The organism is Sphingobacterium sp. ML3W, assembly GCF_029542085.1.
Taxonomy (GTDB): domain Bacteria; phylum Bacteroidota; class Bacteroidia; order Sphingobacteriales; family Sphingobacteriaceae; genus Sphingobacterium.
In genome coordinates this window covers 6,365,428-6,389,619 of record NZ_CP107036.1, presented here as the reverse complement: position 1 = coordinate 6,389,619, position 24,192 = coordinate 6,365,428, and the positions used below count along the sequence as shown (strand labels likewise).

At 40.0% G+C, this 24,192-nt stretch carries 20 protein-coding genes; 7 read left to right on the top strand and 13 right to left on the bottom strand.

Features of this window, described 5'->3' with window-relative positions; genetic code table 11:
* Positions 1–7: 7 nt before the first annotated feature.
* The 5 genes from OGI71_RS26400 to OGI71_RS26380 all read left to right on the top strand — a co-directional run bounded on the left by OGI71_RS26400 (position 8) and on the right by OGI71_RS26380 (position 6,582).
* On the top strand, positions 8–1,963 hold the full coding sequence (locus OGI71_RS26400) for a RagB/SusD family nutrient uptake outer membrane protein (protein WP_282253157.1): 1,956 nt from the start codon (positions 8–10) through the stop codon (positions 1,961–1,963).
* A gap of 24 nt (positions 1,964–1,987) precedes the next feature.
* Complete coding sequence (locus tag OGI71_RS26395; RefSeq protein WP_282253156.1) at positions 1,988–2,341, top strand: hypothetical protein; 354 nt, start codon at positions 1,988–1,990, stop codon at positions 2,339–2,341.
* Between the two features lie 181 nt (positions 2,342–2,522).
* Entirely contained in the window at positions 2,523–3,554 is a 1,032-nt protein-coding gene (locus tag OGI71_RS26390; RefSeq protein ID WP_282253155.1) for a LacI family DNA-binding transcriptional regulator, read from the top strand.
* A gap of 157 nt (positions 3,555–3,711) precedes the next feature.
* Positions 3,712–5,169 carry a hypothetical protein gene (locus OGI71_RS26385; RefSeq protein ID WP_282253154.1) on the top strand — a complete coding sequence of 486 codons (1,458 nt, stop codon included), beginning with the start codon at positions 3,712–3,714 and terminating at the stop codon, positions 5,167–5,169.
* A gap of 18 nt (positions 5,170–5,187) precedes the next feature.
* On the top strand, positions 5,188–6,582 hold the full coding sequence (locus tag OGI71_RS26380; RefSeq protein WP_282253153.1) for an alpha-L-fucosidase: 1,395 nt from the start codon (positions 5,188–5,190) through the stop codon (positions 6,580–6,582).
* Positions 6,583–7,105: 523 nt separating this feature from the next.
* Here OGI71_RS26380 and OGI71_RS26375 read toward each other — a convergent pair.
* The 13 genes from OGI71_RS26375 to OGI71_RS26315 all read right to left on the bottom strand — a co-directional run bounded on the left by OGI71_RS26375 (position 7,106) and on the right by OGI71_RS26315 (position 21,886).
* A complete protein-coding gene (locus OGI71_RS26375) occupies positions 7,106–8,383 on the bottom strand; it encodes an HlyD family efflux transporter periplasmic adaptor subunit (protein ID WP_282253152.1) in 1,278 nt (425 codons plus the stop codon).
* 2 nt (positions 8,384–8,385) lie between these two features.
* The gene (locus OGI71_RS26370; RefSeq protein WP_282253151.1) at positions 8,386–10,572 is read right to left on the bottom strand and encodes a peptidase domain-containing ABC transporter; all 2,187 of its coding nucleotides are present in this window, start codon (positions 10,570–10,572) and stop codon (positions 8,386–8,388) included.
* Between the two features lie 105 nt (positions 10,573–10,677).
* Positions 10,678–11,565 (bottom strand): glycosyltransferase family 10, encoded by an 888-nt coding sequence (locus OGI71_RS26365; protein ID WP_282253150.1) that lies wholly within the window; start codon positions 11,563–11,565, stop codon positions 10,678–10,680.
* A gap of 85 nt (positions 11,566–11,650) precedes the next feature.
* Entirely contained in the window at positions 11,651–12,568 is a 918-nt protein-coding gene (locus OGI71_RS26360; RefSeq protein WP_282253149.1) for a glycosyltransferase family A protein, read from the bottom strand.
* A gap of 87 nt (positions 12,569–12,655) precedes the next feature.
* The gene (locus OGI71_RS26355; RefSeq protein ID WP_282253148.1) at positions 12,656–12,856 is read right to left on the bottom strand and encodes a hypothetical protein; all 201 of its coding nucleotides are present in this window, start codon (positions 12,854–12,856) and stop codon (positions 12,656–12,658) included.
* 90 nt (positions 12,857–12,946) lie between these two features.
* Positions 12,947–14,425, bottom strand: a complete 1,479-nt coding sequence (locus OGI71_RS26350) for an alpha-L-fucosidase (protein ID WP_282253147.1) — start codon at positions 14,423–14,425, stop codon at positions 12,947–12,949.
* Positions 14,426–14,554: 129 nt separating this feature from the next.
* Positions 14,555–15,235 carry a DUF1796 family putative cysteine peptidase gene (locus OGI71_RS26345; RefSeq protein ID WP_282253146.1) on the bottom strand — a complete coding sequence of 227 codons (681 nt, stop codon included), beginning with the start codon at positions 15,233–15,235 and terminating at the stop codon, positions 14,555–14,557.
* 21 nt (positions 15,236–15,256) lie between these two features.
* The gene (locus tag OGI71_RS26340) at positions 15,257–15,925 is read right to left on the bottom strand and encodes a class I SAM-dependent methyltransferase (protein WP_282253145.1); all 669 of its coding nucleotides are present in this window, start codon (positions 15,923–15,925) and stop codon (positions 15,257–15,259) included.
* Positions 15,926–15,989: 64 nt separating this feature from the next.
* A complete protein-coding gene (locus tag OGI71_RS26335; protein ID WP_282253144.1) occupies positions 15,990–16,889 on the bottom strand; it encodes a glycosyltransferase family 2 protein in 900 nt (299 codons plus the stop codon).
* Between the two features lie 35 nt (positions 16,890–16,924).
* The gene (locus OGI71_RS26330) at positions 16,925–17,953 is read right to left on the bottom strand and encodes a hypothetical protein (protein WP_282253143.1); all 1,029 of its coding nucleotides are present in this window, start codon (positions 17,951–17,953) and stop codon (positions 16,925–16,927) included.
* 10 nt (positions 17,954–17,963) lie between these two features.
* Positions 17,964–19,580: a hypothetical protein gene (locus OGI71_RS26325; RefSeq protein WP_282253142.1), complete on the bottom strand. Its 1,617-nt coding sequence runs from the start codon at positions 19,578–19,580 to the stop codon at positions 17,964–17,966.
* 934 nt (positions 19,581–20,514) lie between these two features.
* On the bottom strand, positions 20,515–20,820 hold the full coding sequence (locus tag OGI71_RS26320; protein ID WP_282253141.1) for a hypothetical protein: 306 nt from the start codon (positions 20,818–20,820) through the stop codon (positions 20,515–20,517).
* A gap of 13 nt (positions 20,821–20,833) precedes the next feature.
* On the bottom strand, positions 20,834–21,886 hold the full coding sequence (locus OGI71_RS26315) for a hypothetical protein (RefSeq protein WP_282253140.1): 1,053 nt from the start codon (positions 21,884–21,886) through the stop codon (positions 20,834–20,836).
* Positions 21,887–22,253: 367 nt separating this feature from the next.
* Between OGI71_RS26315 and OGI71_RS26310 the strand changes: the two genes are divergently transcribed.
* Positions 22,254–22,949, top strand: a complete 696-nt coding sequence (locus tag OGI71_RS26310) for a hypothetical protein (RefSeq protein WP_158656110.1) — start codon at positions 22,254–22,256, stop codon at positions 22,947–22,949.
* The gene (locus OGI71_RS26305) at positions 22,946–24,037 is read left to right on the top strand and encodes a hypothetical protein (protein WP_282253139.1); all 1,092 of its coding nucleotides are present in this window, start codon (positions 22,946–22,948) and stop codon (positions 24,035–24,037) included. The genes OGI71_RS26310 and OGI71_RS26305 overlap by 4 nt, the downstream gene beginning before the upstream one ends.
* Positions 24,038–24,192 lie beyond the last annotated feature (155 nt).

Sequence of the window (24,192 nt, the reverse complement as noted above, 5' to 3'; positions counted from 1 at the left end):
AACTATTATGAAAAAGAACATATTCAGATTCATCGTCATGGCTGCCGCATCATCCCTGTTGTTGACCCAGTCCTGTAACGATAAATTTTTACAACTAAGTCCCGAAACTGATCTGTCGAAGGACAACTCATTATTTACTGAAACGGAATTAACTTTATACCTGAATAACCTATATGGCCGATATATCCTAGGGCATGGTACGGTCTGGGCAGATGCTAAGGTAAACCCCAATGTAGTCGGTGGCAGCCATTTACTGGCTAGCGATTTTATGACCGACAATATGGTCCGCTATGGCAATATCGACCGTATACTAGACAACACCTTTATTCCGCCAAATTCAGGCACCTCGGTCGATTGGACATGGGAAAACCTGCGTTCGGTCAATTATTTTATCCAAAACTACCGCAAAGCATTGCCAGCGGTCAATAACGACATTACCCGACTGAACAAATATCTTGGGGAAGCCTATTTCTTCAAATCCATGGATTACTACCGCAAGCTTATGCTGTTTGGGGATGTGCCCTGGTTTTCAAGTGACCTCAACATTGACAGCAAGGAATTATACAAACCGAGAGATAAGCGCACTGTAGTTGCCGATTCATTAATGAAGACCATCGATATGGCCATAGCTGGACTGGAAGGCATTACCGGTCGTCCAGATGGGCGCATCAATCAGGACATGGCCTTGTTTTTAAAAGCGCGGATAGGTCTGTTCGAAGGTTCCTTCCGCACCTATCATAACGAATTGTCTTTACAAAGTACAGCAAAATCTTTCTTGGAAGCGTCTGTGGATGCCTGCGAAAAAATCATCGCCACCGGACGTTATCAGCTCTATGCCACAGGTGACAGCCCCTATTGGAAAATGTTTACTTTCAAGAAAGACCCGACTTCGGACGGTAACAAAGAAGCCATCCTGGCCCGGGTATACGATGGTACTGTGGTAGGCCATGCGACCCAACGTTATTGGGACCAGAACAACAGTCTTTCGGGTGCACGGCCAGCAGGCGGGGCCACACGAGGTCTCGTAGACGAGTATCTATGTATCGACGGCAAACCGATTTATTCTTCGGGCTCGGCCGGCAACTACACTGCCAGTCCCCTATTCAAAGGATATGACGGGCTATGGTCCGAATTTGAAAACCGCGATCCGCGCCTGAAGCAGACCATTAATTATCCAGGTGAAAACCGCTCCCTGTTTAACAGAACGGATGGGACCACCAGCCTCGAAAAAAATGGGATTACCTATCCTCGACTATCCTATAATGTAGGCGGCGGCACTACAGTAACGGGCTACCTTCCCATTAAACACTGGATGGGCGACCGGACCGAAAATGAAGCGACAACAAACGGCCAGCAAACAGCTATCGAATTTCGCTATGGCGAAGTGCTACTGATGTTGGCGGAAGCCAAAGCAATCTTAGGTACGCTGACTCAGAATGATCTGGACCGGACGGTCAACCTGTTGCGCCAGCGCGCAGGATTTGACTTTGCAAAATATCCTGGCAGCAAATTAGAGCTTGGCAACCCGCCGGCAGACCCCAGGCTTGATGAGATCTACGCGTCCAAACTTGATTATGCCGTTAGCCCTATCATCCGTGAAATCAGGCGTGAACGTCGTGTAGAAATGGTCTTGGAAGACCGCCGTTACGAAGACCTGATGCGCTGGAAAGCCGGCAATCTGATGACCGTTCCCTTACGTGGAATGAAATTTACAGCCGAAAAAGGAAAACTATACGATGGTACACATACCGCCAAACCGATTATTGCCCTCAAAGAAGAAGTCAATAAAGATATCTTTTTGGATAACAATGGATTTATCATCGCCTATCCAAGGAGCCCGAACATCAGCAATGGCACCGCGCTGTGGGCAGATTACCGCTACTATTGGCCCTTGCCTTTATACGACCTGACCCTGGAGGGCAATCAGCTGGTTCAGAATCCGGGATGGTTGGGCGCAAAATAATGAGGATAAAAAAGAAATAATATCATGAAAATTAGATCAAATATATACCTATTGCTAAGCTGCCTGTGCGGAAGCCTGGGTTTACATTCCTGCAAAAAAGACCTCGGTCCCATCAAAGACAATTTAACCGTAAGGGAAGCTATACTTTCGGGAGGATTTATGCAGATTCCCGTTAAAATCGGAACACCGCTGCAGATCAATCTGGCAGTCAATCCTGGAAACCGTACCGTAACCACGGCCACGTACAGCAACAAACATCCAGAAATTGCCAGCTATAGTACGACAGGGCTTATTACCGGCCTCAGCGTTGGCAGAGATACCGTTACCATACAGTCCGGCGAATTGAATGTCTGGTATATTGTCAATGTCACGAACTAATAGCCGACAGTCGGTCAAAAAAATGGTAGAGGTGACCATCGCTTTAATTTAGCGTGTTTAGTTTGACTATCAGGCCGGATGGCCTGATAGTCTTCTTTTATTGACCCCCGAAAATAGCACCGCCAAAAACTAACGATAGACAAGCGATAGTAAATGAAAGGGATAAAAGCAATTCCAACACATGAAAAGAATAACGATAAAAGATATTGCCAAGGCCATGGGCTACTCCATAGGCACTATATCCAAAGCGCTCTCGAATAGTCACGAAATCAGCCCGGTAACTAAAGCTGAAATTCAACAATTTGCTAATGAGAATGGTTATCAATCCAATCAATATGCTAAACTATTGCGTAAGGGGCGAACAAATATTATCGGTATGATTGTTCCTTCGATCGGCAATCCATTTTTCTCGCAGATTCTCGAAGGTATTGAAAGAGAGATGTCCGAAACGAATTATAACCTGGTCATTATGCAGAGCGCGGACGACCCGCAGCTTGAATTGAAACATTTAGAAATGTTATCTAAAAAGGGTGCAGACGCTGTCGTCATTGCAGCTACAGGGAATAATATTTCGTTAAAATATCTCCAGCGGTTAAAAGATGAGGGTACCCCTATTGTCCTTATTGACCGGACCAATTATAATATAAATACGTATAAAATTGGAATAGATAATTTTAAAGTGGTTTACCAAGGTATTTCTCAGTTGATCAATCGGGGCAAAAGGAAAATTCTGTTTATTTCCAATCTGTCGCCAGGAACATCAACCGAGCGCCGACGTGGTTATATTCAATGTCTGCGGGATTTTGACATCGCTTATAATTCGGATTACCTCCTATCGATAGAAACCAATAGCGAAAGAACGGATGTGTTGGATCAATTAAAAAATCAGCTCACACATCTCGTTAATTCAAGCACCCCACCCGAAGCAATTTTTACCGCCTCAGATCAACTCACCTATTTAACCTTAGAGGCTTTACAGGCTATCGGAATAGCCGTACCGGATCGTTTAGCCCTGATCGGTTTCGCTAATTTTCAATACACAAATATTTTTCAGCCGTCATTGTCAAGCATTGTACAGCCTTCGCGTGAAATCGGGTCTCAGGCTTTCGCTATTCTCCATAAAATTTTGGACAGTTCGGATAACGCGATTGCAACACAGTATCAAAACATTGAATTACAAGCTTCTATCCTGACACGCAAGTCCTCTGAATAAAGTACATCAATTTAAACGTTTTCGTAAGTTACGCAAACGTTTGACTTAAACGCAAATCACTATAAATCAAAATATATTCTCTACTATAGATTTGTGTTTGGGTAGATCCTAAGTAACCCATACGCATCAACAATTATAAATACTTATTTCAAAAATTATGAAAAAACAAACAAAAAAATGGATGCAAATCATTCAAGGAATTGCATTGTCCGCCACAGTCCTATCACTTTTTTTCGCTTGTTCAAAGCCATTGTCAGAACAAAATACCACAGAAATCCGACGGTCAAAGGCGTCCTCGAGTGGCGTTATAGACACCTCCCTAGCCAATCTCCAATTTGTAACTAATCCAGTAAACCTCAATATCATTATGTTTGTACCTACAGACAATCCAGCCTTACCCGGCTACAAAACCCGGCTATCGCAGCTGTTTGTCCATTTTCAGGACTGGCTACACAATGAAATGGGGCGCTATGGCTATAGCAATTATCTGGGCCTGGCAAAAGATAGTACAGGTCTGGTCAACATTATTGAAATTCCGGCGGCAGGAGCTCAAGCGGACTACCCGTACAGCTCAGCGATATCAGCCGGTAAAATTATCAATGAGATCAATGCGTACAAAACCAGCCATCCGGGCCAATTTTCATCCAACAATCACTATTTAGTCCTTTTGCCGGCAAGGACAGACGGCGATGGCAGCCAGCCATTCTATGGCTATGGCAAATACTGCTTTGCGGTGGACAATTCCTCCATGTCCGTCAATGGAATTCCAAATCCAAGCTCAAACTACCTTGGCGGTATGCTACATGAATTGGGCCATGGATTAAACCTACCTCATAACCATGCTAAATATGTCAGTGAAGAACCTACATTGGGCACATCACTGATGGGAAGTGGCAATGTGAGCTTTAGCAAGGGACTGCCTACTTTCCTAACCGGCTCCGATGCAGCAATTCTCAGCAGAAATGAAGTTTTTCAATCTGCCGTGGCGACAGCTAGTCCTTACCAAGCGCCTACTTATTCCATACAACCTCAATTTGCCATTGACAACAGTCAGCAAAAAATCTTTATTACAGGAAATTATACATCTAATTTACCTGTGAGCGAGATATTGGTCTATATGGATCCCAATGCGAACAACGAAGGTACCGGAGCCAACAAAGATTACAATGCAGTCACATGGAAATTTACGCCGCTTTCTTCAGGTAGCATCCAAGGAACAATAGACCTCAATGAACTTTACTACAAAGGCAATACACCTTACGAACTTAAAGTAAAATTATTATTGCAAAATGGATACACCACGTCCAATGTTTACGACTTCAACTATGTCAACGGGCTCATGACGACCAATCAAGATTCGGTGTATACCTATTCCAATGCATCCTATGCCGGCGTGAAAGGAAGCTTTGGTAAAGGGCAATATACCACATCGGATTTATTGGCAAAAGGCGTGACAGACAATAGCATCTCTTCCATTAAAGTTGGCGCCAATGTTAAAGTCACGTTATACAACGGAAATAATTTTACTGGCGATAGTCTCGTCGTTACATCTACGTCTTCCTACCTTTCGACTTTCAACGATAAAGTTTCATCTATGAAAGTACAGAACCGTTAGAAAAGGCTGATAGCGACGATGAATACATTAATTTTTAATAACATAAGAACAATCCTGCTTCTGCTATTTGCTTTGGCAGGATTGAACCTGTTCGGCCAGCCCGCCCCCTGGTTTACCGATGGCAAATTTGGACTGTTTCTGCACTGGGGGCTGTACTCCCAGACGGCAGGGGACTGGAATGGGCACCCCACCAAGGGCGGTGAGCATTTTATGCTCTACGAGCGGATCCCCGTTAAGACCTATGCCAAGATCGCCGATCAGTTTAACCCGACCGGCTTTGATGCCGACCGCTGGGTGCGGATGGCCTATGATGCCGGCATGAAGTATATTGTGATCACCGCCAAGCATCACGATGGCTTTTCGATGTACAATTCGGCTGTCAGTGATTATAATATCGTCAGGCGAACCCCCTGGGCCAAAGATCCGATGTTGGCACTTGCAGCAGCCTGCAAGAAATATGGCTTAAAGCTCTGTTTTTATTATTCCCTGGGCCGCGATTGGGAGAACCCCGATGTACCGACCAACTGGCCGACTAAAGCCGGCCGCAGCAATACCTGGGACTACCCCGATGAAGATGCCAAAGACCTGAACAAGTATGTTGAGAACAAGGTCAAACCGCAGCTTCGTGAGCTGCTGACACAGTACGGTCCCATTGGTATTATTTGGTTTGACACTCCCGAGCTGATTACCAAAAAACAGAGCCAGGAGATCCGTGATCTGATCCACTCCATTCAACCCCAGTGTATTATCAATAGCCGGATTGGCAATGGTCTGGGCGATTATGCCGTGGTCGAGCAAACACTGGTTTCAACAGCGCGGAAGAACTGGGAGGCCTGCATTACGATGAGTGAAAATTGGGGCTATAACCGGCACGATCAGAAATGGAAAAGCCCCGAACTGCTGATCCGCAATCTAATTGAAGTAGTCAGCAAAGGCGGCAACCTCCTACTCAATGTGGGGCCCAAAGGTGACGGCAGCTGGCCGGCTGAAAGTGAGCAAAACCTACAAGCCATAGGCGCCTGGATGAAGGTCAACGGCGAAGCCCTATACGGCACAACCGTTTGGAACGGCAATAAGGAAGTCGCTACAGCGCAAGTGGCAAAAAAAGAATCCGAAAAAGATAAAGGAGGGATGAAAGATGCCGTCAATGATGCGACTCCCAAAGTAATTGTGTCGGACTACCGTTTTACCCAGAAAGGTAATGTTGTCTACCTCTTTGTACGGAGCCCCTCAACGGCAAGGATTGATATTCCGGAGCTTGCGAAAAATAAACTTGCGATCAGTTCGATCAGCCTTCTCGGAGACCGGTCTAAGGTGAAATGGACACAGGGCAGAGATAATTTAAATCTTGTTTTACCCTCAGGACAAAGGGATGAGATACCGATCTATGTGTATAAGATCGAAGCGAAGTAGCGGTTGCCTCATTTTACAGTCCTCGAGCAACTTTTTTACATAAAACCAAAGGCAGCCTATCTTAAAAGATAGGCTGCCCTTTTCAACATGGCTCCCATTTAACAAGGGTTTAAAGCAATTTTAAGATTCTACCATTTGCCCTTCATTTATTTCAAGTGCCTTAGGGAGCAAAGAAATATTTGATGAAATTTCGGTCTTTTCCCTGCTTGTGAAAAACCGGAGCTTTCCATCCACCCGCTCAGCAATGTCTGTCCATTTTAATTTCCTTACATCTGCATAGGAAAGTCCGCTATAAAAACAAAGATATCACGGACATGGGCAAGCCTTGGTATCTTGAACAGCTTTTCTTTTAATCTCCGCAGCTTCAGCATCTGTTATAAATTCTTTGCAACCAAAACGGATCAAGATGTTTAAATTTTAAACATCTTGAAAACCAACAAATTAACACACATCAATAAGTTAGTACACTCGAGAAAATGACTCACAATTTTATTGGGAATTATTGTAGGTTTTGTTATCTAAGCTAAAACTTCAGACTCTTGGTTAGATTATCCCATATTCTTCTAAAAATGGATTTATCCTCCGTAATGATTTCCGCATCACCATAAATGCCTGGCTTCAAGATAATCGATGAATCTCTAACAGATCGAATTAGGATCACTTTAGCAAAAAATACACTATCCTGAATCGGGATATCTGAAACATAGCCTATTCTTCCATTTAAATATCCATACTCCTGGTAGGGATAACTCCGAACTTTTATCATTACATCCTGTCCTTTTTTAACTTTTGCAGATATAATCTGAGGGAGCAACATCTCCCCATAGTATTGCTCATTTTTTGGATTGACGTAAAAAAGAGGCTGATCAATCTTAACCTGTTGATTTTCCTGCAAAAAGGATCCATAAATGAGTTTACCACTGACTGGACTTGTTAATATATACTGCCTTTTCCAGGTTTCAGCTTCACTTATAAAGCTGTTTAAAGCCTGTTTAAACTTTTTACGTTCTTCATCGATCTGATTACCAAGATCAGACAGCTCCCTATTTTTAGAAAGCATATTTCCTTCATAACTGATCAAGGTATTTTCCATTTGAGGAATGGTCTGTTTCTTCGCAAGCAATAATGCTTCTTTCTCCCGTAATTCAGAAGGACTGATGATTTTCTTTTGAGCAAGAAACTGATACTTTTCGAACTCTTCCTCTGCAAGTTTTAATTGTTGCTGTTGAAGTCTAAATGATTGGGAGGCTTTTTCCTGCTGTCGGGTCAAATTAGCCCTTTCCTCTTCCAGAGCTCCTTTCCGTTTTTGGTAGATGCCATTCTCACTCGCAGCAATATAATTTAGATAAGCAAGGTAAAAATTATGATACCCGCTCTGTAATTCCCCTAAATTTAACTTATTAGGATCTATGAGGCTTTCTAAATTATAACGTTCGTTTTCAACTTTTCTCAAATTCAGCAATCTTTCCAGTAACATGGCCACCTGACCATGATCTGCCGTACTTTCCAAGTAGGCCACATCTGTACCTTGTTCAACCCAATCGCCATCCATTACCAATAATTTTACAAGGTTGCCGTTATTCCGGCTCACGATAATCTTTGGTGCATTGACACTATTGAATTTCATCGAACTTGTCACTATTTCCGGAAAACGTATAAACACAGATAGTCCCAAAATCAATAAAATAGTTCCAAGTATCAGGGAGATTCCTCTTTTCAATAACCAAGATGGAGGTTTGGTGATAATCTCCTGTAAGTCTTCTGAATGAAGGTCCTCTTCCAGCCAATTTAATTTTTTCATCTTTAATTCCCTAGTTCCAACTGATTTTTAACGAGCTCAAAATATCTTCCTTTTAGTTGGGTTAGGGCCGAGTGGGTACCATGTTCCACAACTTCTCCTTTTTCAATCACTACAATGTTATCCGCATTTTTTACCGTACTCAGCCGATGAGCAACCACCACCACAGTACGATTTCGAAAAAAACGATCCAGATTTTCAATAATTACTTTCTCATTATTGGCATCAAGCGAATTGGTAGCTTCGTCCAACAAGATAAAATCGGGTTCCTTATAGACAGCCCTTGCAATCATAAGACGTTGCCGTTGCCCCTGGCTAACCCCTTTCCCTCCGGTCCCAATCTTCGTTGCTATTCCAAAGGGCTGTTCAGCGATAAATTCATCCAGATTGGCAACGGTGATGGCATTCTGCAGTCGCTGCTCATCAGGGAATTCGTCATTAATGGCTATATTGCGTTGGATCGTATCAGCATATATATAGTTATCCTGTAACACCGCACCACAACTGTCCCGCCATAGGGAAAAATCGATCTGTTCCAGGCGCTTACCTCCAACAAGAATCTCCCCCTCTTCATAATCATAAAATCTCAATAACAACTTTAATATCGTCGTTTTCCCACTACCGCTGGTTCCAACTATGGCTGTTGTCTTTCCGGAAGGGAAAGTCAGATTGAGCTTCTGAAATATAGGTTCATTTCCGGCGCCATAATATCGGAATGTTAGATTTCGAATTTCAATGTCTTTTTGCGTTGGCAATTTGGATAGGTAGTCCTTTTGGATATCCTCCTCCTCCGGGGTTTCGTAGATCTCATTCAGTCGTTCCATACTAATCTTGGCATCCTGATAAGATTGTAAAAAGCTTAATAAAGATTCTACGGGATTGCTGACCATTCCGACAATGTACTGGATCGCCATCATTCCCCCTAATGTAATTTCACCATCGATAACCGCTTTAGCGCTAATGTAGGTAATGAATATTCCTTTTGTCTGGTTGATTGCCATTGACCCCAGTGACTGGTACTGTGCCAATGCAAGACTTTTTACCTTGAACTGGAAGAGCTTGGCCTGTAGAGCCTCCCAGCCCCAGCGTTTCTGCTTTTGAGCGTTATTAAGCTTAATATCCTTGATACTCTGGATCATTTCCACCATATAGGTTTGATTTTCCGAGCCTATCTTAAACCTCCTATGGTCAAGTTCCTTTCTATATTTCATAAAAAACAAGATCCAAAGCGTATACAATGTTGTTGCAATAAAAAAAACCAAAAAAATTGTCTTATTGTAAATAATCAGCAAGGTTCCGAAAATCAGCATATTGATTAAAGAAAACAAGGTATTTAAGGTATTTCCTGTTAGAAAAGATTCTATCCGCTGCTGATCTGACATCCGCTGCATCAAGTCTCCATGTGTTTTTAAATCAAAGAATGACATTGGGAGCTTCATGATCTTGATCAGTAAATCTGTCAAAATTGAAATATTTACTCGTGTACTGATATGCAACATAATCCATGAACGAATAAAAGAAACTGACACACTGCCGATAAAAAGCATAAGTTGAGCAATCAGTATTAAATTTATAAAGCTGATATTTTTTGTATTGATTCCTATGTCTACTACTGATTGGGTAAGAAATGGGGTGACCAGCTGCAAAATCGTGCCTAAGATCATGCCAAGGAACAGCTGTAGGAAAAGCTTTTTGTACTGGTAGAAATAAGTAAACATCTTACCCCACTTCAAAGCAACCGAAGCTTCATCATCATCTAACTGATAGAAATCGGGGCCGGGACTCAAAAGAAGCGATAATCCTGAATGTAGCTCCCTTGTTGAATACCAGTTTTTTGAAAATTCCCTTTCCTGGAAAGTAACAAGTCCGGTTGCCGGGTCTGCAATGGAATATCGTCCTTTCTTCATTCGATACAGAACTACAAAATGGTTTTGATTCCAGTGCAGGACACAGGGAAGTTGTACTTCTTTCAGCTGTTCAAGGCTTAACCGAACGCCATAGGTACGGAACCCTAGCTTTTCCGCAGCTTCGGAAATACCCAACAGATTGACGCCATTTTTGGTGGTCTGACATAGTTTTCGAATCTTGTGGATAGAAACCATCTGTCCATAATATTTAAAAATCATACGGAGACAGGTTGCCCCGCAATCCATCATATCCATCTGCTTATAATGTGGAAATTTCTTTAGCACGCTTAGTTAGTGATTATGGTTGGTTAATTGATAACGGAAACAAAATATACATAAGATTCAGAATGACACCTACGTAGGCTTGAATGAGCAAAATTTTTCATTTGATTAAGAACATGTATAGATGTTGTCAACATCCCGGTCGTGAACGGCCATCCAAATTAAATTTAGCGGATGTAAGTCCGTTAAAAATCTTGTCTTCTGGCGAGCAATAAAAGGATATCTTTTTTTCCACTCCTGATCATTTATCGTTTTTACTATCGTACCTAATGCTTCTTCAATGTTGTGAATGTTAATTTTCACGTAAGCCCGGGGATCAACGAATTCCTCTATATTTGGACACCCGTCATAAAAGCATAGTGTTTCGGTCACAATCGGGTCGATTAATTTCTCTGTAAAATAACCGTTTTCAAAACTATTCTCGCAGGCCAGATGATAAAGATATTGCCATAGTCCATCGTATTTATCCGGCAAGAACCCTCGATAATTAGCTAACAATGAAAAATAATTGCCATTAAATGGTCTTCCATAGATATCTAAACCATCAGCGATAAGCTGATCCATCACATGAACAAACTCCAATCTGGTCCTATGGCCCGGCAGCCCTGATAATTCACTCACAACTACAGAAAGAAGCTTATCTTTCTTCTGTTCTATAATATCAATATCAACTTTTTCGCCGATCTCCCGATACAATGAAAAATTTTTAGGAAAAAAAGGCAGATGAAGATGTATTTTCATCTTCACTTCCGTCGGATGACTCTTCGCGTAATAGGAAAGCGTAGGTTCTGTCATGAATGTAAGTGCCTTATTTTTTTCATAGCCTTTTTCTAGGGTATCTTTATGGGGATACGTTAAGATAACCAAGCGATCATATGATTCATCAGAGACAAACTCAAGATCTTTCCATGTTTTTCCTCCTGAAAGATAACGGTTAGTAAACCGGGTTAACAAGTCGTCATCGGGGCGGGCAAATGTTGTAAGTCGAATTTTCATTCTAGTCTACAAATAATATAAATAAACTGATGCTGTAAAAACTTATTTCAAATCGTAAAGGTCCAGTTCAAATGCGCAATCAAAATCAATCAGCACTAAGAAGGGAAAGTGCCTCAAAGATTTGTTCATAGGAACTCTCATCCAAGATCATGTGGACCGTTTTTAAAAAATAGGCTTTCATTTCTTCATCATAATTATTCTCATCTAGAAAATAGTACTTGACGATCGTCTGTATAAGATGCTGAAAAGCTTCACCATAGTCATTTAACGTTTTTTCGTCATCAGTACTGACCATTAATTTTCCATAAAACGAAGAAATCAGATTCGTGAATCCCCAAAATGCAGCTACCCTCTTTGCCTGAGTGAATTCACTTTTTCTCAGATAAGAATCCGCCCTTCCGGTAAATGCTATCACAGGACTTTCCATAAGGGCGCGGATATTCAGTTCAACATCCTGAAGACGTGGATAATCCTCGTTCCAGCCCTGTATTCTTACTAAAAAATTTTTATTCCAGGTTACGGCTGTAGTGGTCCATATGATCTGATGCTTTAAAAATGATACGATTAATTTTTCCTTATTATTGTCCGATTCGGAGTTCCGGAATACTTCAATTACGTTATTGATATCATGCTTAAAATACGTTGTCTGAGAAACAAGCATATCCAGATCCATCCTCCCCCTCAGGAAAGAACTTCGGGTTTCAATACAATTAGGATACAAGATATCATCGCCATCCAAAAATATGAGAAGATCATCTTTACACAATTTTAAGCCTATATTTCTACAAAAATTGGCGCCTCGATTGGCGGAGTTTTCAACCAATTGAAACCGTTCATCATTGACAATCCTGGATTTTATATTCGCTATCGTCCGATCACTCGAATGGTCATCTACCAGGATACAATTCCAGGATCGGGAGGTCTGCTTTTGAACAGATTCTATTGTATCAACAATCGTATTTTCGTTGTTATGCGTCGGAATTATAATCGAAATTGGTTTCATTGTTATTTTGAGAGGTCATGATCAATAAAAAACTGCCTCCATCAAAGGAGGCAGCTTCCCTGAAATACTAAAACTTAAAATTTAAGCCTAGAAATTACCATACCGACTTGTAACAGGATCAGTTACAGGATTACTAGGATTGGTGACTGAACCAGGGTCTGTTGGTGGAACCCCATTATAAGTTCCACTATTTGCACCATAGCCGCCACCTAGGACTTTTTTAAGTTGATCTTTTGATAGGACTTCTGCGTCTCCTAGATTAATGAAATTTAATTTTAATTTTTTCATTTTTTTTTGAATTTTTAAATAATTAATAATAAAATATATAAACTATCGACAGTTTCGAGAGAACAATAATTGTTTCATAATATCTTTATCTTAGATTTTTGCATCCATCAATTTGTCTTCTACAGTTTTCGCACTCCCCAATTTTATCTTTACCAAAAAGGCTCGTTTGGATTGCAAATTCTCGGGAATGATAATATCGAAATACATATTTTTATCTCTATCGAAACCAATATTTGCCTTTTTTAAAATTAAATCCTGGTGGGAGTCCAGCAGTGCGGCTGAAGCAGGGATCAGTTTGGAATTCTTGGGGAAGACCACTCTTAAAATATTATTGACGGGCCTATTCATAACGGTTAAGAACAACGATGTCGAATCGGTTTTACTGACAGTATAGTATCCATACTTACTCTCAAGTGGAAAGTGACTGACATTATAGATACCTTCGGCATTCACCTTGGTCCATTTTCCTAAATCTGTGATGAGTTCATTTTCGTGCGTGCTCATGTTTCCATCCCCGTCAGGTCCGAAATTGAGAACAAAATTACCATTCATGGAACGGGACCTCATCAATAGGTCGATAATATCATCGGTGGACTTAAGGTACATACCATCGGTGTTCTTAACATAGCCCCATCCATTTGGAGGTATCGTCATCACACAATCCCAATCATGCCCATCAAGAATGTCCATACTTGCAGGCATCTTACGTTCCCATCCCTGTTCGTAATCCCCTAACAGTACCCCATTTGAATCAAAATGTCTACTTCCGTGTTCATCGTTGCGAAAGCGTGACCCGATGATTAAATTTGGATTATTTTTCCTGAGTTCTTTTTCCAAGTTGTAAGTAAATTCGTAGGAATTCACCCAGGACCTATCCCAGGTGCCATCAAACCAAAACCCTTTTACTTGGGGATAATTTGTTTGCAGCTCCAGTAATTGGTTCTTGGTATATTTTAGAAAACGGTCAAACCTTGCTTTTTCATCGGCGGTTTTCGGGATGGATGTAATGCAATCTTTGTTGGTCCATTCCGTCACGGAAAAATAAAGGAAGACATCAATACCTTGCTCGGTATAAGCGTCTACGACTTGTTTAACTATATCTTTTTTATAGGGACTGTTAGCCACTGTATAGTCAGAATATTTAGAAGGCCATAAACAAAATCCATCATGGTGTTTTGTAGTAAAAATCAGATATTTGACTCCCATTTCTTTCGCACGTTTAGCCCAGATTTTAGCATCAAAATTTTTTGGATTGAATTGCTTATAAAGGTTATCATAGATGTTCAGCCAGTCTTTGGGTGCAGTCGGTCCGCCCCAGGTTCTGATCCACTCAGATGCTGGAGCCCCCTGTCTCGCACTTACGCCATTCCATTCGTTGCCGGGTATAGCATACAATCCCCAATGGATAAATTGTCCGAGCCCATAATTACGGAAAGCCGCCATGGCGGAGTCCGCTCTGTTTGGTGGAGTAATCGTACCATATTTGACTTCAACGGTCTTGGTTGGTTTTTCTCTTTTACCGGTCCACTGCGCTTTAACTAAACTCAACGGGGTTAACATAGCTAACATTAAAAGAATTTGAATCCTGTTTTTTTTCATTTTTAAAATAATTAACAACTTATTATATCGGAAGAAAACCCCAAACAACACTGTTCGTGGTATTTGACTTCACCTATTTGATTACATTTCATACAAATTTTAGATATTATGGACATGGGCAATCATTTGCGCAATTAAATCTTCATCACATTTTGCCCAGAAAACGTCATCGTCAGTCCCCTCCCATTCCTGAAGCGTGTAAAACATGAATATATGGACATGATTGTGAGACGCATACTTTACCCCCCTTTCCTGGCCGTTTTCAATAATATGCTGCGTGAACAATATGCATTTGGATGAAACCTTATCCGTACAGTATAATTGTATAAAGGAATCCAGGTCATCGATCAGCATTTCAAAATCAGACCGATGATTCGTAAATCTATGGTGATAAAAGGCGTACACCTCTTTTTTTCCTTTAATATCCACTAACCTCTCCGCGCGTTTTTTGATGGTATCCCTAATTACCACACTTTCAATTACATCACTATGCGAAAACACCACCCCGCCCATAAACATCTCGTGATATACATTACAGGTTTTAACATATTTTTTTAACACTGGAACCTTTCTGCTGGAAGGATTATTGTTTAGGTCCCCATACTCCAAATAATCGGTATTGACTATATCTTTATACCTTTCTTTTTCAAGCTGCAATAGATATTCTATATTGGATTTACCATGAGAAAACGGAGTCGTGAATGATTTTAAACCAAACCTTGCTAAAATTGCATCTGCGAGACAGTTTTCGCCAATTGAAATAAAAACTTTTTCCATCATATATTATTTATACATGCTGCATTAATCATTTCGGTTGCATACAAATAACCGCTCTTCACTATTTAATCCAAAAAGGTCGTAATCCGGATATAGATTGAACTTTTGAACGGAAAAACCAACACTTTCTAATCTTGTCACGTAATCATTTCCATATATTCTAACATGATCTTTCTGACCAAAAGCAGTCTCACGGTCGGTTTCATTCACAATCTCAAAATTTTCATACGTAACATCCAGATCAAATGAAATCGGAGTCTGCAGAATCGCCTGCCCGCTGGCTTTAAGCACTCTAAAAATTTCTTTCATGGCCAAAATATCTTCCTCTATATGCTCCAGTACATGGTTGCAAATAACCAGATCAAAGTATTTGTCAGGATAAGGAATATCTAGAATATTAATTTTTTCGATCATCTTTCGACCGCTGTTATAGTAAGCGGGATTAAGATCACCACATATGTAATCTGAGGCAGCAAATCGATCATTCAAAGATCTCAATAGGTTAAACTCCGGAGCGATATGGAGAATTTTACAGTCATTTCTTTCAAATATCTTATAGACGGATTTCAGATAGACGAAAACGAGTCGGTCTCTATCTGTACTGAGACAATTGGGGCACCCACCGTACCTTTCTCCACCTCCGACAATCTTCTTTTCTTTAATCACGGGAAAGTCAGTACCAATAATATTCATTATCGGCAGAGAAAAAGAGCAAAACGGACACAGATAACTATTTATATGATTCATTTTGATATGTTTATTGCAAAATTGCTCTTACCTGGAGCACACCTTCCTCATCTGTTATTTTTTCCAATATTGAAAAGAGCAGCTGTTTATCACCCTCTCCTAATTCGATCTCGTTTGATAGGATCAACCGTAATATATTCTTGATAAGAAACATAAAAGATGCATTATAAATATCTTGCACCGTCCTACCGTTCGAAAATCTATTAATTACCTCAAAGTATATATTGAGCAACATAGTAAGTTCCCTAATTTCTTGTAAAACATCCGATTTACTAGTTTCTATTTTCATCAATGAATCTTCAATTTTAGTAAAATGGAGCTTAGGTCTCTCTAAAAGACCCCTGATATAGAGATCCATTTCTGAAAAGGATTCAAACTTAGTGGACCATTTTCCGATCTTTAACAGAAATCTCTTTTCCCATGTCACTGAACTCATTGTCCATATCTGGCAGCATCTTATCAGACTATTGATCAGATCATGGTAATTCGTTTCTATTAAACTATGGTTGATGCTACCGATAACATGGTCTACCTGGTCCTTAAACAAAGTGGTGTGAGAAACCAAAACATCTATATTTGACCACCCTTTAATAAAATAACTTCTTTTCTCGATACAGGTATTGTACAAAAAATTACCAGGCTCTAAAAATACGAGATAATCGCCCAGGCAATGATCTACCCCTAGATTTCTACAATAGCCTACCCCTTTAACTGTTCGATTCTCAAATAGCCTGAACCGTTGATATCCTGCAATTTCTGCCCTTACAGTTGCTACCGTTCCATCTGTGGAACAATCATCAATAATAACACATTCCCAAAGATCAGATGTCTGTCTTTTGATCGACATTAGAGTGTTGACAATTGAATGCTCATTATTATAGGTAGCAATTACTATTGAAATTATTTGCATGTTATCCTTTTTGTTTTTCAGATGGTTTACTATCACTATATGGATATTATTTGTAAATCAGATATCATCGCAGCATGGCTAGGTTTAGTATTTCCACCGATAATTGCCTCCAGCAAATCACTCCTATCTTGATTATTACTTTGGTATTCAATCCATAACTTTTCTATTAAAACTTTAGTGTTAATTTCTATAGTAATCCCGCTGCTTACTATTAAACCATAAATCCGTAGAAATTTTTCCGAAAATGCTGCAGAATATATCTCATCAAAATTCATCAAGCCGATGTAATGAGCGGTATATTGTTTTCCTCTTTTTTCCCATCTGCTAATCTTCAATTTCTTTCCGACGTTATGGTAACATACACTCAACATTAACAGGTCGGTATATCGCTCCTGTGAGATTTCATCTGGATGCATATCCAATGATTCAATAAATAGATATTTTATGAAATTGGACATCTTATCAATCAATTGCTGAATAACTCCATATTCCGTGTAGGGTAAGAATGGTACGAAAGACAATATGTGAAACAGCTGAGAAAAGAATTTTAATTGATCACTGCTCCAATCATTAACGTTTTTGGAGCTCCCGACATTTGATGAAACTATAGCAGAAAAGGCTGTAGATAACCTATCTATCAAGATAAAAATACATTTTGCGATAGGAATTTTCTTAACCTCCGGGCTGATCCTGTCCAATCTATTAACCAGATAATATAAGTCTCCCAAAAGACCATCTGTCAGTGAAAAATCAGATGCATTCTGATAAATCGTTCTTTTATAGATAAAATTATCCACGTCTTCCAAAATTTCCTCAACTTCATGCAGGTCAAACCCCAGAAAGAGCTTTTTCTTAACGATCCATTCCAGCCTCCAGGCCATACCGACTACCCCGCTACCAAATGTCGTATTCTCTTCGTCATAGAGTTCGGCAATTAATTTTTGAAAACTCTCCGTCAGATGATCCCTATCTTTATTCCTTCTGGTTTTGCCGGTCTGGATCGCCTTGATCAGTAATTTTTCGCAGCTCCTGTTTGCCGGGTGATTAATTATCGTATTTTCCACGGTGTTCTGATTAAAGTTGAAAACAAGGTCCATCAATATAACCGGATTCTACAGGACAACTAAAAATATCATCCACCGAATTCTTAAGATCAACTCCCCTTAATTGTGACAGAAATTCTTCGGTTGTTGTAAAGAAGGCTGCGATTCTTTCATTTTTGTTTTTTTGCACCAGATTAAATTTGTCATAATTCTTAACCAGTAGATCTATATCTATAAAATCTGAAAACAATGCATGAAATAAGCTGTCCACCTGTGCAATTTCCGCACTCTCACTATAAGGAATGACCGATTTTACCTCCTTGTCCTTCATACTTCTCATGAATTTCATGGCGGAAATCAGCTGGTGTTCTGAGAGTATTGTATGATTGCGCATGCAGCCAACAAATGGCGTTTTTATGGCGTCTGACAGATCATCAATTAACAACTCTTCATTTTTATAATGATCGAAAGAAAAGTATCCATAACCTAAGCCGGAAAGTAGCTCAAGCTGCTCCTTTCCAAAATTTGCACCTAAATCCAAAACGATGAGATTTATATTGAAATATTTATAAAACCATAGCAAATTGACATCTAAGCTGTCGGCACTGATATGGTCATAGATCAGAATAAATGAATGTTTACTATCCGTGTAGGTGTTTGGCCTCAATTCCTCTTCTACAAAATCTTTAATTCCTTGCGCCATCGCATAACTTACTGTATCAACGTCTATTTCCGCGATGTTTTTCGAATAGTATGGCGGGAATAGATTATATAAGCCTTTTCTAAAAAACCTTGTACTGGTTATACTGCCTGAATAATGCAGAATAGGTTTCTTATCCCATTCGCTCATGTGATCCCAGGGCCAACAATGATTCAGATCCTCTAAAACACGAATTTCCTTTCCACCTAGACTGAGATTCCAGAGCATCGCCCACATATCACTGCACCATGCCTGTATGCCTATCTTTTTGCCGGCTAGGGCGTCATTATTACTACGGAAATCTCTATTCTTTTTTTCATTAATCGCAGTCATATAGTTAAATAGATTTTCAGCATCTATTTCCACTTTCTGCCAGAAATCAATAGAGGTTCCTTTCACGATATATTGAGCGCCCCCCACAAATTTTTGATCCAGACCTTTGACCTGCTCTGAGGAAATCCCCACAATACTGCACATTTTCCCGAATTCACGTTCAGTGAGGCAATCCATTATATAATTATACCCTAGATAGGATTTGGTATTGGCAACATAACAGTACTCGTCATCCATGAAAAGATTAACATCTGGAAGTCTTTTAAACAATAGATCTGAATCGTGGTATAATAATACAGACTGCTCCAGATAAGGGTGTTGAGCAATATGTTTGGCGATGATATGAGGCCTTACAGAAGATAAATAGTTCTTTTTGCTTCTTGTATCATTATACAAAAAGATGGAAGCATATTTAGAATTTCTCTTCACGAATTCCTCTAAAATTTGCTTCTTGTCAACCTCCTCATTATATGCAAAAAGTATATGGATATTTTCTTTGTTTAAACCCAGATTCTTAAAATTAAAAATTAATAAATCCAGTTGCCAGATAAAATAAACTGATACGGGTTGCGCTGAAATATAGTAAAGATCCTGCATTTTGATTATAGATAGCATGTACTCAAACTTTTATGTTCCCTTTTAGGCTTTCAATTTTATAAAACCATCACTTGCCTGCGACCAGGAAAGCACAAAAAAATCTGTTTGATTCTGAAACAGTACATGAAAGATCTGATAAACTTAAAGGAAATAACCTTTTTGACATCTGATGCAAAAACAGAAACCAAATTTGAATTGCTGAATCCAAATAGGAAAAATAAGGTATAAAAAGTCTTCTTTCTTTTCATAATTGACATACGATTGGTTTTTAATCCTGGATCATCCAGCAGGTATTAACTTATTTAATCCAAACCGGCATTAACAAACCCCTTGCTTGAATTTCTATTGTAATATTAGTTTATTAGATTCAAACAGTTATCAGCGAAAACAAACGCAATCGATTGTGCTAATAGCGAAAACGTATTCGTGTACAGTAAACACTTTAACCAGAAACAAACATATGTTTACTTCATATTTAAAAAACAGTAATAGTTTTGAATAAGTACAACCTTAAAACATATTCATTTCCCGCACTAACAAAGAAAAATTTTCGCTCTTATATAGAGGCTGTAACATGAATTGTGTCAGAGAAACAATTCAATAAGATTATTTAATTTCAATTATTCAAAAGGCACGGTCATGAAAAAAAGGGCCCATTCGATTTTTCGTTAGTGTTTGTTTTTAAAGGCAGTCAAGAGAGCTTCGGCGTTTTGAACGCTTCAAGGTAGGAGCTATGTAAGGTCTTTATGAAGGCAAAAGTTTATCTCCTAATGATGACGTTCTAGCGCCATTAATGAAGCATATGTTGGAACCGATGATGGATGGCGAACTGGAAAACCACCTTAACGAAGAGAAAGCCTCTGGCAATATCAACCTGCGAAATAGCAAGACCAAAAGGACTGTCCGAGGCCTTTCAACTCTTAACAGGCCTGTTTTAACCTTTTTAATAACACTATTCCAATAAATAGTTATAATCATTTACTATAGCAGAGATATCCCAAGTCACCACTACATTTTTGTAGTTTTTGAAATGACTTTTATCCCATTTCGTAATGTGGTACCCCTTACAAAATTTACAATAGTAGGCTCTTTTGCAAGCCGGTTTGCCCATGCGATGTTTGACACGTTTGCCGTCTTTATTCCTGATGCGTGTCATGAATTTAAAATTGATCATCCTCCATTTTGCTTCGATCAACGACGGAAATGCTACTTTACCCGTGGCACGGCATTTCCAAGTGTTACCTTTTAGATTTTCCATAGCCAATATTATATTATTGATTTGTACTATTATCCTTTTCAATGGGCACCTGAAGCATTACCCAGTCTTTTATCCTACGCGAGATGGTCGACGAAACCACAAAACTGTCTTTATCTCCAAACGGTACATGTAAAGTGATCCGAAGCCGGCCGCCCTTCAATTGATAACAGGCCTTAATCATATCCAAGGGGATCGCGTGATGCCGGTCTATTTTCTGTACAAAGCCGTGCGTATCGCGCACAATCTCGTTCAGACTACGTTGCTCACAGCCTATTCCCGCATTCATATCGCTATTCAAAAATAATTTGACGATCGGCGTATTATTGGTCTTCTCGAATAAAAATATACCTAGCTCATTGTACATAATCTTTTTTATGAGATATCTGTTGTTTAGCAAAAATTCTTCTTCAAGCGTATCCATTCCTTTCAACAGTACGAGATCAATTTCTTCGGTCATATCCCCTTCTTTTTCGTGCTCATCTGTTTTGGAAGGCTCTTCTTCATCCAGCTGATTGTCGGACAAATGTGCTGATTGCGGCTCTTTATCCTCTGATAATTTTTGTTCCAGATGCTCCACTCGATTTTCCAGTTCCCTGACATAAGTCTCCCTTTTGCGATACACAGACGAATAAAAAAAGATCGCATAGCCTATATTAAAAAACAACATCCCGCCCAAGATCACCAGGAGCGGTAGCCATATCCACTCGCTTTTGGGCGGGGCAACGGGTCTTATGATTGCAAATAAAAATATCGTAGGCAACAAAACGCAAAAGAAGAACTGTGCCCCCAAACGGTCACCAAAATTATGCAGCCAGCTTTTCCGCTTGTCCAATAGCTTTATCACCCTGCGCGTATAAAAGAGCGCAACAGCAATGATCATCACATAAAATAGATAACTCAAGATCAAGGGACTATCTTCAAACCAGTCCGACAGCGCAGCGATGTGGCCAATATACCAACAAATCCCCCCGAAAAGAACCGAGGCAATGCATACCCATATAAAATCCGGATAATGCACATGCACCTCCGTATCTTTTGAATACTTGACCTGTTGGATCCTTTCCATAATCTCCGTTTATATATATAGGACAAAAAACCTTACCGATCTCATAGCTAAAAAATAGGTTAGATTTTAATCCAGCAAAAATTTCTTTCAAATAGGAATTTATATTATAAATTTAGTCAATATTTTAATAATCAGTCCACAAAAGTAGAAATACTACCCCCATACCTGGTTTTTGCAAGTCAATAAAATACGCTAAAACAGGAAAATTGAGTACTTTATTGTGCAGATAATATCCTTCGTTGCAAAAAGACATCCTTTAATGTAGAAAACATGTGCTTGTTGAAATAAAGATGATCTTCAGGCAGAATAAGCCCCTTTATAGGTAATTTTAGCATACAGCAATTTACTGATATTAAAAGCCATGCGTATGGAAACCCCAAAGCCAACGATACAACGGTTCACCCGCAATTACATCCTGATCTGTGTAGCAGTCCTCGTTACCCTATATGGTCTATTCATTGCACCAACATTCCCATTAAGAGTATATAGCATAGGTGTCCTTGTACTATTTATACCTTTTTTAGAGATCCGTAATCAAAGCGTGGTACTCCAGTTATTCTTTGTTTTCTTTATCTGCATCCAGATCAGTAGCATTGCACTATTTGACCGTATGCCCTATGAGCTACTGCTCAGCTCACAGCCCTTTGGACCAGCTTTTATACATGCCCTTCCTGCCGCGCTACTGTGTTGTGCCGCAGCTAATGTTCTTCTGTTCAAGCACGTGAATATCTTAAAGCTATATACCGTCCAGTTTCCCATTATGCTTATTGCCTGTACCTGGTATATCCGCATGGTTCTGATCCTCAATAATTGCCAGCATACAGCGGACGCCAAGAATGTACAGATTACGGCTGTTGTCGTTCAGAAATGTCCTCTGTGCTGTGATATCCATGAGCTCCTACTTTCTTTTTCTTACGAAGGGCGACAATATCAGCTACCGATGGACGTACATCCTAAACTTTATGAAAAAGCAAAAGAAGGCGATAAGCTCAATCTCCAGTTGCATCCCGGTGTATATGGTTGGCCTTGGTACCACAAAGATATCAAAAGGAGGTACAAATGATTGTAAGTCTATATCAGCTCACCCTGATGATTGAAACACTGTATCGTGTCGATCAGATGGAGATACCTTCACGGCTATATAGTATATCAGTAGCCTGTTCGGACAATTTTCCTTTAGCGCTGCAAGCCCACAGAGAGGCCAGCAAAGTCGACAGCACCAGTAATACCGTACGTTTATATCATCTACAGTTGCTCCGGCTACACCAAAAGCTGATGGCATTCTGTACAGAGAAAGGTATTGAAGACCGGAGTGCTCTAAATGCATTGGAGGAATTGCTGGAGCGTGTTGAATTTTTATTTAAAAATGATATCGATCCCGCTACAACCTTACCCGGGCACTATAAAGACAAGATCAGTACCTATGTCTACAGTCGTCTTCCTGCTCTTGTTGAACAGTTGGCTAAAAAAAATATTCCGCTGGTCTACCTTCATGAAATTCATTCAGCCATAGACAGCCTATTTGAGGAGGGCAAGATCCCTTATATCCAATACCGTCATCAAGACTATTTGATACAGTTGCTGGATGCACTAAGGCAATTGGCCAAAGATAACCGGCAAAGAAAAAACTGGCATTGCCGTTTTCTGATCCTGATGATCAATTTCAATTTTAACCACATGGGATTTTTCAATCGTTGGAAGGAGTTTTATCAGACCGATCCCATCTTTATGGAAGATTTATTGCGGTTTCCAAAACATTTTTCCTGCATACGGGGCTTTGCCTACGATAGTAACCGCAGTAGTCTCCTGAAGCTGATGTGCGAATATATGCAGACGGAGCTATCCCAGTCTCAGCAGACATCATTAGAAAAAGATGATGAGCAATTTATACATAGCAACTTCAATGGCAAGGAGCTCAAGCTCTGGTTACATTTATGCGTAAAAGCCAATATTACACGTTCGTCTGAGAAAAAGGAGGTCGCTGCGGAGTTTTCAAAACTCATCAAGACCAAAGAAGGTATCTTGCTGACGCCACATACCCTGACGAAAATGGATAAAAGTGTGGAATATGCTGCTGCCGTGCGTATTCTCCGGACATTAAACAACATGCAGGCCGAGCTACGCGAGCTATTTCCCGATTTAAAAAGGTAAAAAAAGAAAAATCATAAAAAGTAGGGGTATTCACCGAGTACCCCTACAATTGTCCCTTCTAACACTGCCATAAATATTGGCCGAGACTATTTCCAGACCCGATCGCCCCTACCAACATATTTCCAACCATTTCGCCCATAGTACCCCCTTCCCTT

Bases quoted from the DNA above. Each gene is read 5' to 3' on its own strand.
- OGI71_RS26305 (WP_282253139.1), top strand. From the start codon at position 22,946: ATGATTGTAAGTCTATATCAGCTCACCCTGATGATTGAAACACTGTAT.
- OGI71_RS26380 (WP_282253153.1), top strand. From the start codon at position 5,188: ATGAATACATTAATTTTTAATAACATAAGAACAATCCTGCTTCTGCTA.
- OGI71_RS26375 (WP_282253152.1), bottom strand. From the start codon at position 8,383: ATGAAAAAATTAAATTGGCTGGAAGAGGACCTTCATTCAGAAGACTTA.
- OGI71_RS26340 (WP_282253145.1), bottom strand. From the start codon at position 15,925: ATGAATATTATTGGTACTGACTTTCCCGTGATTAAAGAAAAGAAGATT.
- OGI71_RS26350 (WP_282253147.1), bottom strand. From the start codon at position 14,425: ATGTTAGCTATGTTAACCCCGTTGAGTTTAGTTAAAGCGCAGTGGACC.
- OGI71_RS26320 (WP_282253141.1), bottom strand. From the start codon at position 20,820: ATGGAAAATCTAAAAGGTAACACTTGGAAATGCCGTGCCACGGGTAAA.
- OGI71_RS26390 (WP_282253155.1), top strand. From the start codon at position 2,523: ATGAAAAGAATAACGATAAAAGATATTGCCAAGGCCATGGGCTACTCC.
- OGI71_RS26400 (WP_282253157.1), top strand. From the start codon at position 8: ATGAAAAAGAACATATTCAGATTCATCGTCATGGCTGCCGCATCATCC.
- OGI71_RS26335 (WP_282253144.1), bottom strand. From the start codon at position 16,889: ATGCAAATAATTTCAATAGTAATTGCTACCTATAATAATGAGCATTCA.
- OGI71_RS26395 (WP_282253156.1), top strand. From the start codon at position 1,988: ATGAAAATTAGATCAAATATATACCTATTGCTAAGCTGCCTGTGCGGA.
- OGI71_RS26360 (WP_282253149.1), bottom strand. From the start codon at position 12,568: ATGAAACCAATTTCGATTATAATTCCGACGCATAACAACGAAAATACG.
- OGI71_RS26325 (WP_282253142.1), bottom strand. From the start codon at position 19,580: ATGCTATCTATAATCAAAATGCAGGATCTTTACTATATTTCAGCGCAA.
- OGI71_RS26310 (WP_158656110.1), top strand. From the start codon at position 22,254: ATGGAAACCCCAAAGCCAACGATACAACGGTTCACCCGCAATTACATC.
- OGI71_RS26315 (WP_282253140.1), bottom strand. From the start codon at position 21,886: ATGGAAAGGATCCAACAGGTCAAGTATTCAAAAGATACGGAGGTGCAT.
- OGI71_RS26385 (WP_282253154.1), top strand. From the start codon at position 3,712: ATGAAAAAACAAACAAAAAAATGGATGCAAATCATTCAAGGAATTGCA.
- OGI71_RS26345 (WP_282253146.1), bottom strand. From the start codon at position 15,235: ATGATGGAAAAAGTTTTTATTTCAATTGGCGAAAACTGTCTCGCAGAT.
- OGI71_RS26365 (WP_282253150.1), bottom strand. From the start codon at position 11,565: ATGAAAATTCGACTTACAACATTTGCCCGCCCCGATGACGACTTGTTA.
- OGI71_RS26355 (WP_282253148.1), bottom strand. From the start codon at position 12,856: ATGAAAAAATTAAAATTAAATTTCATTAATCTAGGAGACGCAGAAGTC.